Below are 13,126 nucleotides of genomic sequence, written 5' to 3'. Positions count from 1 at the left end.
ACCCACCGGCCCCGCGCACGCAACGCAGCCCGGGCAGCCTCCCCGATACGGACGTCCCCACCAGCCGTTGGCCGCCCAGACGGCCCAGACGGCCCAGACGGCCCAGACGGCCCGGCGAGACGCACACGCGCACCACCCACCCGGCGTTGGCCGCCGAGACGGCCCGGCGTGCCGGCGAGACGCGAACGCGCCCCCATCCACAAGCCGTTGGCCGCTGAGACGGCCCGGCGTGCCGGCGAGACGCGAGCGCGCCCCCGCCGCACCGGCCCGGGACGCAGCTCAGGCAAGGGGATACAGGCCCGGGCCCCCCGTCCTTCCGGGCCGCTCGCTCGCTTCTCAACCGGGCTGGAGCGGCCCGAGTCAAGGGTGGAGCGCAGCGGAATCGCCGCAGGCGACGCGACCGCAGGGAGCGCCCTTTACTCGGGGCGCGGAAGCCCGACACTGGCAAAGAAGCGAGTGGCCCAACCCCCGCCTACGCGTTCACTTTCCGCCGCCCCACCTGCGTCCGCACCGCCCCCATACTCGCCACGATGACCAGCCCGATGGCCAAGGTCTCCGGGAGGGACAGGGCTTGGTGAAGGATCAGGAAGCCTGCCGTTGCCGCCACCGCAGGCTCCAGGCTCATCAGGATGGCGAAGGTGGAGGCGGGGAGACGGCGCAGGGCGAGGAGTTCGAGGGTGTAGGGGAGGACCGAGGAGAGGATCGCCACTGCCGAGCCGAGGGCGATCGTCGTGGGGTTCAGGAGTTTTGTGCCCGACTCGACGATGCCGAGCGGCAGGAACGCCACCGCCGCCACGACCATCGCCAGGGCAAGACCGTCGGCCTGAGGGAATCGACGGCCTGTGCGGGCACTGAAGATGATGTACGTCGCCCACATGGCGCCGGCGCCCAGCGCGAAGGCCACGCCTATGGGGTCCAGGCTGCTGAAGCCTCCGCCGCCGAGGAGGAAGACGCCGGCCAGGGCGAACCCCGCCCACACCGCGTTCAGCGCGCGCCGCGAGGTCAGGACCGAGAGGGCGAGCGGACCCAGTACCTCCAGCGTCACCGCGGGGCCGAGGGGGATGCGGGCCAGCGACTGGTAGAAGAGGCCGTTCATCGCGGCCATCGTGATACCGAAGACGACGACCGTGCCCCAGTCCGCGCGGGAGTGGCCGCGCAGGCTCGGCCGGCAGACCGCGAGCAGGACGATCGCCGCCACCAGCAGGCGGAGTGTCACCACACCCAGCGCACCCACCTGCGGCATCAGCGTCACCGCCAGCGCGCCACCGAACTGCACCGAGATACCCCCGGCCAGCACCAGACCCACCGGCCCGAGCGAACCGATGCGGCGCGGGGCGGTGGCCGGAGTGGTCACGGGGGAAGTGGTCGGGGTCGACGTACTGGGAATGCTCACGGCGCTTCCAGGGGTTCAGCTCGGGATTCGTCCATCATGATGCACTGCTCGGTCCATGCTAATGGACTTCGACAGGTGTGTGAACCCTTTATGCAGCTGTCCAGCAGTGCCCTCTAGGTGCCCTGGAGGCGATCAGTGGTTCAGATGCCGCTCCAGGGGACCTCGTCCCGGTACAGGGGGCGACCGTCGGGGAGGGTGGTGGGCATCGGGCCGAAGAGGGGATCGGAGTACTCCACGTACTCCACGTACTCGACTTGTTCCACGTGCTCGGCGTACTCGGCCTCGGGGTGTGGCGGCTGGTACGGCTGCGGCGCCCAGCTCTCCGTGAAGAGCGGCTGCGGGGAGTGGCTGGAGTAGCCGTAAGCGACCGCCGGCTCCGCGAACAGCGGCAGCTTCAGTTCCCCGGTGTCCATCACCGCGTTGTTCTGGGAGCGGTGCAGTCGCGAGTACGCCCCGCCCCGCGCCAGCAGCTCCTCGTGCCGGCCCGTCTCCACGATCCGGCCCCGGTCGACGACCAGGATGCGGTCGGCGTCGGGAGCGAGGTTGAGGTCGTGGGTGATCATGATGGTCGTACGGCCCGCCATCAGTCGCCGTAGGGGTTTCACGACCCGGCGGGCGGCCATCGAGTCCAGGCCGGTGGTCGGTTCGTCGAGGACGAGGACCGGGGCGTCGCGGAGGATCGCGCGGGCGATCGCCAGGCGCTGGAGCTGACCGCCGGACAGGCGGGCCGAGTTGGGGTCGACCTTCGTGTCGTAGCCGTTGGGGAGGCGGAGGATGAACTCGTGGGCGTCGGCCGCCGTCGCCGCGTCGACGATGGCCTGCTCGCTCGCGCCGGGGCGGCCGCAGGCGATGTTCGCGCGGACGGTGTCGTGCAGGACGAGGGTCTCCTGGGGGAGCAGGGTCACGTACTCGCGCAGGCGGGCGAGGGGGAGGTCCCGCAACGGGACGCCGTCGAGGAGGACTTCGCCCGCGTCGGGGTCGTAGAAGCGGAGGAGCATTTTGGAGACCGTGGACTTGCCGGCGCCGCTGGGGCCGGTGACGATCACCAGCTCGCCGGGGTTGACGGTGAAGGAGAGGCCTTCCAGGGCGGCCCGGTCGGCGCCGGGGTAGCTGAAGGAGACGTCGCGGAGTTCGACCGTGCCGTCGGGGCGGCCGGTCTCCGTGTCGTGGGCGGGGTCGGCGACGGAGGGGCGTACGTCGAGGATCTCGATGAGGCGCTCGGCGCCGGCGGTGGCGGCGGTGATGGTCAGGCCGAGTTGGGCGAGGCCGCGGACGGGCGGGTAGAGGTAGCCGAGGAAGGCGGAGAAGGCGAGGAGCTGGCCGAGGGTCATGCGGCCGGTGGAGATCTCCCAGGCGCCGATGCCGATGACGGCGAGCACGCACACGGTCTCGATGACGGCGACGAGTTGCTCGTAGGCCTCGTTGAGCCGTGAGGAGCGGACGGAGGCGCGGAACCAGGCGCCGGCTTCCTCGTTCAGGCGGCGGCGTTCGGCGTCGCGGCGGCCGTAGGCCTGGGTGAGGACGATGTTGCCGAGGGACTCCTCGACGACGGAGGTGATCGCGCCGTCGGCGACCCGGCCCTCGCGGGAGACGTCCTTGATGGAGCCGGAGAAGCGGCGGGCGGCGAGCCAGAAGAGGGGGGCGAGGACGAAGGTCGCGACGGCCAGGTCCCAGCGCAGCCAGAACGCGGCGGCGGCGTAGAAGAGGGCGGAGAAGACAGCGGAGGCGGTGCCTACGACGCCGGACACGACGAGGGTCTCGATCGCCTCGACGTCGCCGGTCAGGCGGGACAACAGGTCGCCCTGGCGGTGCCGTTGGAAGAAGTGCGGCGGCAACTGCTGTACGTGGTCGAAGACATGCTCGCGCAGTCTCATCACGAAGCGTTCGGTGGCCCAGGCGGCGAGGGAGTTGCCCGCGTACGAGACGAGGGCGCCGACGATCGCGACGCCCAGCCACTTGGCGGCGGGGCTCCAGAACGCGCTCAGTGAGCCCTTCGCGAGGGCGCGGTCGGTGAGGTCGCTGAAGAGGAGGATGGCCTCGGTCTCGGCGAGCGCGCCGATCACCGTGCACACCCAGACGAGGACCAGCCAGCGTCTGAGACCCCGGGTGAGCGGCCAGAAGCGACGGAAAGCCGTACGGGCGGGAATGGTGGGAGTTTCGTCGTCCTCGCATTCGAGGTCTTCCTCATCCGTAACCATGTCCACAATACGCTCGCTTTCCGTCATCAGAATTCCTTGGATTTTCGAATTCAGGAAAGAAAAGAGGGCCGACTGCGTGGGTCGGCCCTCCCTCTGCTACCGGTTCAGCTGTCCTGGCCGGGCAGCGGCTTCGGCAGGGGCTTCGGCTCGTGCTTCTTGCGCGGCTTCGGGGGCGGGGGCGGCGGCAGCTGCTGCTTCTTGGGCTTGGGCAGCGGGGCGAGCTTGTTGAGGCCCATTCCGAACTCCTAGGTTGTGCAGTGGAATTTCGTGCGTCAAAGTCGAGCGTTTTACCGCCCGGGGAATTCCCGACACCGAGAAACCTACACGCCGCCGATGCCAAGGAGCAGCAAAGTCGGCAAGTAAAAGGCAAGCAGCCGCTGTGAATACCTTTGCGGATCCTGAGTGACGGCGGCGAACCTGAGAGTTCTCTAATAAACCTGAGAGCAGCCTTAACGAACCTGTGCTTCCGCCCTCAAACGAGGCCCCCGGGAGCCCTCAGCGACGGGCCATGGAGAGGTCCAGCGCCTTGTGCAGCAGGTGGTCGGACTCCTCCAGGGTGTCGGTGATGCCCCTGAAGTCGTATACGGCGGCGGCTGGTGGAGGCGCCGTAGGAGTACCAGACGTGCCGGCCGACGGTCAGCATCGTGGCCGCCCTGGACCACCTTCACCCCGGCCTTCTCGGCCTTCTTGATGTTGCGGCGCCACTGCTGGTTGAGGCCCCGGTGGATGTCGTCCAACGAGCGGCCGGCGAACGGCACTTGGAAGACGTACCGCGGCTGTCCGGCCGCGAACCCGTCCTCTCCCCCGGGTTCCGTCTGCTGCCAGCCCGCGCGGCGCAGGCGGTCGGCGATCTCGTAGGCGCGCGGTTCGTACGACGTCGGTTCCGCGTCCCGCAGGCGGCGTGTGTCCGGGTCGGCGATCGCCGCCTTCACCGCGTCCGCGCTCCAGCGGCGTACGACGACGGGCGGGCCCATCTTCACCGTGAACGCGCCCTGCGACTTGAGGTGGGCGAGCATCGGGTCGAGCCAGCGGTCGAGGTCGGCGGTGTGCCAGTCGATGACCGGCCCCTCGGGCAGATAGGCGAGGTACTTCTTGAGTTTGGGCACGGGACGGTACAACACCAGCCCGACGCCGACCAGTTGGCCGCCCGTCTCCTCGAACCACCCCAGGCTCTCCGCCCGCCGGTCGGGCTTCACCTCGCCCCACGACGGCACCTGCATATGGCTGGCGGAGGGGCGGCCCGCGACGAACGCGAGGTGTTCGTCGCGGGTGATGGGCCGGACGCGGAGGTTCGTCATACGGGGGGCTCCCTGGCAGTTCGAGACCGTGGTCGAGCGGCCGGCCCAGGCAGTCACCCCCGCCCGTCCCGAGGTCCGAACGCCTCCAGTGCCTCTGTGTCCGACGCCCGCGCGTTGAGGAAGTAGTCGGCCCACTCGGCGATCTCCGGGTAGCCGGACTCGCGGGTGAGGCGGGTGATCGCCGTGGGGATGTCGTACGGCGTCACGCGCAGGTCGGTGCCGGGGCCGAGCAGGCACCAGTGGGCGCCGGGGCGGCCGTACGGCATGCCGACGCTGCCCGGGTTGACGATGAGGCGGCCGTGGGCGAGGCGGATGTACGGCATGTGGGTGTGGCCGCAGACCACTGTGCGGATGTCGTCGTCGACGGTGGCCAGGACCTCCGTCCAGCGGGCGGGGCGGGAGTCGACGAGGACGACTTCCTCGTCGTCCCGGGGTGTGGCGTGGCAGAACAGGACCTTGCCGAGGCCTTTGACGGGGAGCGTCAGGGTTGTGGGGAGGGTGGCCAGGAAGTCGACCTGGTCGGCGCGGAGGGCTGTCGCCGCGTACGGGGCGATCGGGTCGGGGATGTCGTCGCGTTCGCCCCTGCGGTACTCGACCAGTTCGCGGTCCGCGTTGCCCGCGATCCACAGCATCCGGTCGCCCTGCGCGCGCAACAGGTCGACCACTTCCGCCGGTTGGGGGCCGGCCGTGATGTCGCCGGTGAGGACGATGCGGTCGGCGGTGGTCACCTCCGGTTCGGCGAGGACCGCTTCCAGGGCGGGGAGTACTCCGTGGATGTCGGAGAGGACGGCGACTCGGGTCGGTTCGTCGGTCACTCGTCTTCTCCGTCCAGCGCGTCCGCCGGTTCTCCGTCCAGCGCGTCCGCCGGTTCTCCGTCCAGGGCGTCCGCCAGTACCTCCGCCAAGTGCCGGCCCCGTACCCCCGCCAACTGCTCCAGCTGTGTGCGGCACGAGAACCCGTCCGCCAGGACCACCGCCTCCTTCGGGGCCTCCCTCACCGACGGCAGGAGTTGTTCCTCCGCGCAGGCCGCCGACACCTCGTAGTGGCCCTTCTCGAAGCCGAAGTTGCCCGCCAACCCGCAGCAGCCGCCGGACAGTTCACCGGTGAGGCCGGCCGCGGAGCGCAGGCGGCGGTCGGGGGTGTCGCCGAGGACGGCGTGCTGGTGGCAGTGGGTCTGGCCGACGGCGGGGCGGTCGACGCGGGGCGGGGTCCAGCCGGGGGCGGCGAGGCGCTCCAGGGCCTCGGCGAAGGTGAGGACCGAGGCGGCGAGGCGGGCCGCCCGGGGATCGTCGGGGAGGAGTTCGGGGAGGTCGGTGCGGAGGGCCGCCGCGCAGCTCGGCTCCAGGACGACGACGGGTGGGGCGCCGTCGCCGAATCGGGGGTCCAGCAGCATGCCCATCCGGTCCAGCGTGGTGCGCATGACCTCGCGGGCACGGTCGAGTTGGCCCGTGGACACATAGGTCAGTCCGCAGCAGACGGACTTCTTCCTCCGCATCATCACCGGCAGGACCGGGAGCACGCCCAGTCCCGCCGCCTCCAGCACCCGCACGGCCGCCTTCCCCACGGACGGCGAGAGGTACTCCGTGAAGGTGTCCGGCCACAGGTAGACATGGTGTTCGGGCGTCTCCTCGTACTCCACCCCCGCACGCACGCTCCGCCGCGTCTGCGCCCTGACCTCCCGCCGCCACGACCGCGTGAACGTCACGCCCGCCACCCGCGGAATCCGCCGCTCCCCCGCGATCCCGCCCAGCCGCTTGGCCACCCACGCCAACGGCCCCACGGAAGCGAGGGAGTTGACCAGCCACGCCGTGCGCGTCCGCTGCACCAGCCGCAGCCAGCGCGGCAGCCAGCCCATCGCGTAGTGCGCCGCGGGCCGCCGTCGTCCCTGGTAGTGGTGGTGCAGGAACTCCGCCTTGTACGTGGCCATGTCGACCTCGACCGGGCAGTCCGTGCGGCAGCCCTTGCAGGACAGGCACAGGTCGAGGGCGTCGCGTACCTCCGCCGACCGCCAGCCGTCGGTGACCAGTTCACCGGCGAGCATCTCGTGCAGCAACCGGGCCCGCCCGCGCGTGGAGTGCCGCTCCTCGCCGGTCACCCGGAACGACGGGCACATCACCGACGGCCCGTTCACCTCGGTCGTACGGCACTTGGCCACCCCCACGCACCGCCGCACCGCCGCCGAGAAGTCGCCGCCGTCGGACGGGTAGCCGAAGACCACGTCCACCGGTTCGCGGGGCAGGACGGAGAAGCGGAGGTTCGTGTCGAGCGGGGCCGGGCGGACCAGCATGCCCGGGTTGAGGAGGTCGTCCGGGTCCCAGACGGCCTTCGCGCGCTCGAAGAGGGCGACCATCTCGTCGCCGTACATCTTCGGCAGCAGTTCGGCGCGGGCCTGGCCGTCGCCGTGTTCGCCGGAGAGGGAGCCGCCGTGGGTCACCACCAGGTCGGCCAGGTCCTCGGAGAAACGGCGGAAGCGGGCGACCCCCGGATCCGTCAGCAGGTCGAAGTCGATGCGGACGTGGATGCAGCCGTCCCCGAAGTGGCCGTACGGCGTGCCCCGTAGGCCATGCGTTCCGAGCAGGCCCCTGAAGTCCCGCAGATACGCGCCCAGTCGGGCCGGCGGTACCGCGCAGTCCTCCCAACCCGGCCACGCCTCCGAACCGTCCGGCATCCTCGTCGCCGTACCGCTCGCGTCCTCGCGCACGCGCCACAACGCCCGTTGGGCGGAGGCGTCCGTCACCACCAGGGAGTCGAGGACATCGGCCGCGCGGACGACGGTCTCCGCACGCGCGCGTGCCTCCGCCTCCGTGTCGCCGCCGGTCTCCACGAACAGCCAGGCGCCGCCCCGGGGGAGGTCCGCCGTGGAGGGGACCAGGTCGGCCGCCATCCCCTCGACGGTGAGCGGTGCGAGCGGCAGCAGGCCCGCCGCCGCTTCCGCCGCCGCGCTCTCGTCGGCATACGCCAGCACGGCGAGCGCACGCGCGCTGGGTGCCTCGACGAGTCGTACGACCGCTTCCGTGAGGATGCCCAGGGTGCCCTCGCTGCCGCAGAGGGAGCGGGCGACGTCCGCGCCCTTCTCGGGGAGGAGGGCGTCCAGGGCGTAGCCCGAGATACGGCGGGGGAGGTCGGGGAAGCCGGTGCGCAGGCGGGCCAACTCGCCCTCCACGAGCGGCCGGAGACCCTCCGGAGCACCCGTCCAGTCCTGGCCGGGGCGCAAGCGGTCGCCGCGCGCGGTGATCACCGACAGTTCGCTGACGTTGTCGGCCGTCGTGCCCCAGGCGACCGAGTGGGAGCCGCAGGAGTTGTTGCCGATCATGCCGCCGAGGGTGCAGCGGCTGTGGGTGGAGGGATCGGGGCCGAAGCGCAGGCCGTGCGGGGCGGCGGCCTGTTGGAGGCGGTCGAGGACCAGGCCGGGCTGTACGACCGCCGTGCGGGAGTCGGGGTCCAGGGAGAGCAGGCCGTTCATGTGGCGGGTGAAGTCGAGGACCACGCCGGTGCCGGTCGCCTGGCCGGCGATGGAGGTGCCGCCGCCGCGGGCCACGACCGGCACCCCGTGCGCCCGGCAGGCCGCGAGCGTCGCCGCCACGTCGTCGGCGTCACGGGGTGCGACGACACCCAGCGGTACGCGCCGGTAGTTGGACGCGTCCATGGTCATCAGCGCCCGGGACGTCACGTCGAAGCGGACCTCGCCCCGGACGGTCCTCCGCAGCTCCGCCTGGACACCCGCCGGTTCCGCCTGAAGGTCCACCTGAAGATCCGCCATGCCCCCAGCATGAAGGGATTCTGCAAACGCATCCAGAACCTCCCCAGTTCGATCACTAACTCTCATATAGTGACCGTCAGTTGAGCACCCGGTGTCGCGTCTCGCCCAGGAACCCGACGAGCACTCCCCGAGGACACGACCGAGGACGACTGAGGACCCCGACCAAAGACGCCCGAGGACCCGACCGAGGACCCCCTTCATGACCGCCCCCATACTTGCCGGCGAACGCCCCACCTTCCGCACCGTCGCTCCCGCCCCCGTACTCACCGCCGTACTGGCCGGGCTCGCGGTCGTCGGCGCGGTCTATGTGACACCCGACGCGAAGCGCCTCCCGATGGCCTGCGGTGCGGCGGCCGGAGCGCTGCTGCTGTGCGCGGCCGTCGCGATCGCCGCGCACGCCTACCAGACGGTCCGTATCACCCGCCGCCGGCTGGAGGCCGTCACGCTGGACGCGGGGCGGCTGTTGCAGGAACGGGCGCGGCTGAGCGCGGAGTTCGACCGGGAGCGGGTGCAGCTGACCGAGGAGCTGACCCACGAGCGGGCCCGGCTGACCGCGGAACTCTCGCAGGAACGCGCCCGGTTGATCTCCGACTTCTCCCAGGAGCGGATGCGGCTCACCACGTCCTTCGCCGAGGAGCGCACCCGCCTCACGGAGGAGAGCGAGTTGGAGCGCGCCCGGCTGACCGCCGAGAACAAGCAGTTGTCCGAGCGGGCCCGCCGGGACTCCCACGAGCGTGCCGCCGCGCTCTCCGCGACCGCCAACGCGGCGGGCCGGATGCAGGCGTTGGCCACCGGCATGCTCGCCGACCTGCGCGGCATGGAGGAGCGGCACTCGGACGAGGACGTCCTCACCGATCTCCTCCACCTCGACCACCGCACCGCGCAGGCGGGCCGGCTGGCCGACTCCGTCGCCGTGCTCACCGGCGCCCGCTCCGGACGCCGTTGGGCCCGTCCCATCGTCATGGAGTCGATCCTGCGGGGCGCGATGGGCCGGATCAGCGGCTACCAGCGGGTGCGGGTGCACTCCGCGAGCGACGCCGCCGTCGCCGGGCACGCGGCCGAGGGGGTGATGCACGCGCTGGCCGAACTCCTCGACAACGCGGCGAACTTCTCGCCGCCGAGCGCCGAGGTGCATGTGTACGTCGAGGAGGTGCCGGCCGGGGTCATCGTGTCCGTGGAGGACAGCGGCCTGGTCATGGGCGACATCCAACTGCGGCGCGCGGAACGGGCGGTGAGCGGCGACTCGGCCGAACTGGGCGGCCTCACCGGCACCCGGCTGGGCCTCGCGGTGGTCGGCAGGCTGGCCCGCAAGTACGGCCTGAAGGTGTCGTACCGGCCCTCCGCGCGCGGCGGCACAGGCGTCCTGATGCTCGTACCGCAGGACATCCTGGTGCCTCAGGACGCCCCGGTACCGCAGGAGTCCCTCGCGCTGCCCGAGCCGCCGGCCGCGCGGCCCGGCCCTGAGCCGGAAACCGGGCCGGAACCGGGGCCGGAACCTGGCGCCGCAGAGGAGCCGTGGGTGTCGTACGCCTCCGGGCGCTCCCTCTCCGACCTGGACCCCGACCCGGTGCCCACCCACGAGTCACCGGACCGCGGCCCCCTGTCCGACGCGCCGAGCAGTCTCCCGGAAGGCCTGCCCAAGCGGCGCCGGGGCCAGGCCCTGGCGGAGGCCGAGCGGTCACGCGCGCGTGCCGAGTCCCCGCCCGTGGCGCCCGTGCCGAGCCGCGCGCCCTCGGCCGACGACACCCTGGCGCGGGCGGCCCGCTTCCACAGCTTCCGGCAGGCCGTGCGCGGCGCGGGGGCCGAACAGCCCACGCCCGCACCGGAGTCGGAGCCGGAGCGCACCGAACCGGCAGAGCCCCTCTCCCTCTCCCACCCGCACGCGGAAGGCAACCCCACCTCATGACCGGCACGACGACAGCCGACGAGAAGCTCACCTGGCTCATCGAGGGCCTCCTGGAGCGCACCCCGGGCGCGCGGCACGCGCTCGTGCTGTCCCGGGACGGCCTGAAGCTGTGCCGGACGCCCGAACTCTCCGTCGACCAGGCCGACCAGCTCGCCGCGATCGCCGCCGGAATCCAGTCGCTGTCGCACGGCGCGTCGGTGGAGTTCGGGGACGGCAGCGGCGGTGTGCGCTCCGCGATGACCGAGTTCTACGGCGGGGTGCTGTTCATCGTCGAGGCGGGCGAGGGCGCGCACCTGGCCCTCGTCACCAGCGAGGACGCGGACGCGGGGCTGATCGGGCACAACATGAGCGAGCTGGTGGAACAGCTCGGCGAGCACCTGCGCGCGGAACCCCGTTCGTGATGAGCCGCCCCGGCAGGGACGACTCACCCGACCGCCTCTACACGCTCACCGGAGGCCGCGCCCGCTCCGCGCCGGACAGCCCGTTCGACCTGGTGACCCTCGTGGTCGCCGAGTGCGATCCGGTGACCGGGATGCAGTCGGAGCACGCGGCGATCCTGCGGCTCACCGAACACCCCACGGCCGTCGTGGAGTTGGCGGCCGAACTGAAGCTCCCGGTGAGCATCACCAAGATCCTCCTCTCCGACCTTCTCGCGGCCGGCCGGGTCAGTGCCCGGCATCCGCGCAAGGCGGTCCTCGATCCCGACGTCCTGGAACAGGTGCTCGTTGGACTCCGCAACCTCTGACGCGCGCACCCCGTTGGGTGCCTCCGCCGACAACGGCCTGAAGATCGTGGTCGTGGGCGGCTTCGGCGTCGGCAAGACCACGCTGGTCCGCTCGGTCAGCGAGATACGTCCCCTCAACACCGAGGAGACGATGACGAAGGCCGGCGAGGCCTTCGACGACATCAGCGAGGTGCGCGGCAAGTCCGCGACCACGGTCGCCTTCGACTTCGGCCGCGTCACGCTCGACGCCCGCAACGTGCTGTACCTGTTCGGCGCCCCCGGCCAGGAACGCTTCTGGTTCCTCTGGGACCGCCTGTTCTCCGGCACGCTCGGCGCGGTCGTCCTCGTCGACACCCGCCGCATCGGCGACTCCTGGTACGCCATCGACCGCCTCGAACACCACGGCACCCCCTTCATCGTGGCCTGCAACGACTTCGGCGGCCCCACCTACGCCCCGCAGCAGATCCGCGAGGCCCTCGACCTCGACCCGCACATCCCCCTCCTCGACTGCGACGCCCGCTCCCGCGCGTCCGCGAAACAGGTCCTGATCACCCTGGTCGAGCACGTCAAGAGCGTCTACGGCGCCACGGGCCCCGCCCGCCCCGAAGTCCCCGCCCCGCACCAGGAGTTGGCCCTGTGACCGCGCCCGTACCGCTGAGTGGACCCAGGTTCCAGACCGAACCGGCGCGGCTGTACCGGGAGATGAGGAGCGCGCACGGCGCCGTGACCCCGGTGGTGCTCGACGGCGACATCCCGGCCTGGCTGGTGCTCGGCTACCGCGAGCTGCACCAGGTCACCGGCGATCCGGTGCTGTTCAGCCGGGACTCGGACCTGTGGAGCCAGTGGGACCACATCCCCGACGACTGGCCGCTGCTGCCGATGATCGGCCGCAAGCAGCCGTCGATCCTCTACACGGTCGGCGAACGCCACCGCGAGCGCGTCGGCATGATCAGCGACGCGCTGGAGGCGGTGGACCCGTCCGAACTGCGCGGCTACGCCGAGAAGTTCGCGGACGAGCTGATCGACGGGATCTGCGCCAAGGGCGAGACGGACCTCGTCGGCGACTACGCGATGCTGCTGCCGGTACGCGTCCTGGCCCGCCTGTACGGCTTCGCGGACGAGCAGGGCCCCGGCCTGGTCACCGCGCTCAACGACATGATCGACGGACGTGAGCGGGCGATCGCCGGGCAGACCCATCTCGCCGAGTCCATGGGGCAGTTGCTGGCCGACCGGAAGGCGAGGCCGGCCGACGACGTCGTGTCGCGGATGCTCACGCACGCGAGCGGCTTCTCGGACCTGGAGATCGCCCAGGACCTGATGGTGATGATGGCGGCCGGCCACCAGCCGACCGCCGACTGGATCGGCAACTCGCTGCGCCTGATGCTGACCGACGACCGGTTCGCGGCCTCCCTCTTCGGTGGCCGCAACAGTGTCGCCGAGGCGATGAACGAGGTCCTGTGGGAGGACACCCCGACGCAGAACGTCGCCGGGCGCTGGGCCTCCCGCGACACCCAGCTCGGCGGCCGTCGCATCCGCGCCGGCGACCTGCTGCTCCTCGGTCTCCAGGGCGCCAACTCCGACCCCCAGGTCCGCACCGACGGCTCCGCGCTGACCGGCGGCAACAACGCGCACTTCTCCTTCGGGCACGGGGAGCACCGGTGTCCGTTCCCCGCGCAGGAGGTCGCCGAGGTCGTCGCGCGGACGGGCATCGAGGTCGTACTGGACCGGCTGCCGGACATCGACCTGGCGGTCCCGGCCGAGTCCCTCACCCGCAGGCCCTCGCCGTGGCTGCGGGGCCTGACCGAACTGCCGGTCCGTTTCACGCCCGTACCCGCGCTCTGATCTCG

10 protein-coding genes and 1 pseudogene are annotated in these 13,126 nt (G+C 71.6%); 5 read left to right on the top strand and 6 right to left on the bottom strand.

What is annotated here, in order from left to right; all coding sequences use genetic code 11:
* Window positions 1–472: 472 nt before the first annotated feature.
* From ACIQBL_RS38990 to ACIQBL_RS38965, 6 genes and pseudogenes are all read right to left on the bottom strand, one after another.
* Entirely contained in the window at window positions 473–1,393 is a 921-nt protein-coding gene (locus tag ACIQBL_RS38990; RefSeq protein WP_401951117.1) for an EamA family transporter, read from the bottom strand.
* A 140-nt stretch (window positions 1,394–1,533) separates the two neighbouring features.
* Window positions 1,534–3,591 carry an ABC transporter ATP-binding protein gene (locus ACIQBL_RS38985; RefSeq protein WP_401951147.1) on the bottom strand — a complete coding sequence of 686 codons (2,058 nt, stop codon included), beginning with the start codon at window positions 3,589–3,591 and terminating at the stop codon, window positions 1,534–1,536.
* Window positions 3,592–3,695: 104 nt separating this feature from the next.
* Window positions 3,696–3,827: a hypothetical protein gene (locus tag ACIQBL_RS38980; protein WP_019072556.1), complete on the bottom strand. Its 132-nt coding sequence runs from the start codon at window positions 3,825–3,827 to the stop codon at window positions 3,696–3,698.
* Window positions 3,828–4,086: 259 nt separating this feature from the next.
* Window positions 4,087–4,889: pseudogene (locus ACIQBL_RS38975) on the bottom strand (lipid II:glycine glycyltransferase FemX).
* A gap of 53 nt (window positions 4,890–4,942) precedes the next feature.
* A complete protein-coding gene (locus ACIQBL_RS38970; RefSeq protein WP_401951115.1) occupies window positions 4,943–5,704 on the bottom strand; it encodes a metallophosphoesterase family protein in 762 nt (253 codons plus the stop codon).
* The gene (locus tag ACIQBL_RS38965; RefSeq protein WP_401951112.1) at window positions 5,701–8,649 is read right to left on the bottom strand and encodes an FAD-binding and (Fe-S)-binding domain-containing protein; all 2,949 of its coding nucleotides are present in this window, start codon (window positions 8,647–8,649) and stop codon (window positions 5,701–5,703) included. The genes ACIQBL_RS38970 and ACIQBL_RS38965 overlap by 4 nt, the downstream gene beginning before the upstream one ends.
* 199 nt (window positions 8,650–8,848) lie before the next feature.
* On the opposite strand from ACIQBL_RS38965, the gene ACIQBL_RS38960 reads away from it, so the two are divergent.
* From ACIQBL_RS38960 to ACIQBL_RS38940, 5 genes are read left to right on the top strand one after another with little or no spacing between them, the layout of a single operon-like run.
* Complete coding sequence (locus tag ACIQBL_RS38960; RefSeq protein ID WP_401951109.1) at window positions 8,849–10,555, top strand: ATP-binding protein; 1,707 nt, start codon at window positions 8,849–8,851, stop codon at window positions 10,553–10,555.
* Window positions 10,552–10,956 carry a roadblock/LC7 domain-containing protein gene (locus tag ACIQBL_RS38955; RefSeq protein WP_401951106.1) on the top strand — a complete coding sequence of 135 codons (405 nt, stop codon included), beginning with the start codon at window positions 10,552–10,554 and terminating at the stop codon, window positions 10,954–10,956. Before ACIQBL_RS38960 ends, ACIQBL_RS38955 begins: the two co-directional genes overlap by 4 nt.
* Entirely contained in the window at window positions 10,956–11,300 is a 345-nt protein-coding gene (locus tag ACIQBL_RS38950; RefSeq protein WP_401951103.1) for a DUF742 domain-containing protein, read from the top strand. Before ACIQBL_RS38955 ends, ACIQBL_RS38950 begins: the two co-directional genes overlap by 1 nt.
* Window positions 11,281–11,919: a GTP-binding protein gene (locus ACIQBL_RS38945; protein ID WP_401951100.1), complete on the top strand. Its 639-nt coding sequence runs from the start codon at window positions 11,281–11,283 to the stop codon at window positions 11,917–11,919. The genes ACIQBL_RS38950 and ACIQBL_RS38945 overlap by 20 nt, the downstream gene beginning before the upstream one ends.
* Entirely contained in the window at window positions 11,916–13,121 is a 1,206-nt protein-coding gene (locus tag ACIQBL_RS38940; protein WP_401951097.1) for a cytochrome P450, read from the top strand. Before ACIQBL_RS38945 ends, ACIQBL_RS38940 begins: the two co-directional genes overlap by 4 nt.
* The last annotated feature ends 5 nt before the right edge of the window (window positions 13,122–13,126 follow it).

Source organism: Streptomyces sp. NPDC088350 (genome assembly GCF_044753545.1).
GTDB lineage: Bacteria > Actinomycetota > Actinomycetes > Streptomycetales > Streptomycetaceae > Streptomyces.
The sequence above is the reverse complement of the archived record's forward strand: the minus strand, read 5'-3'. Positions and strand labels throughout refer to the sequence as shown.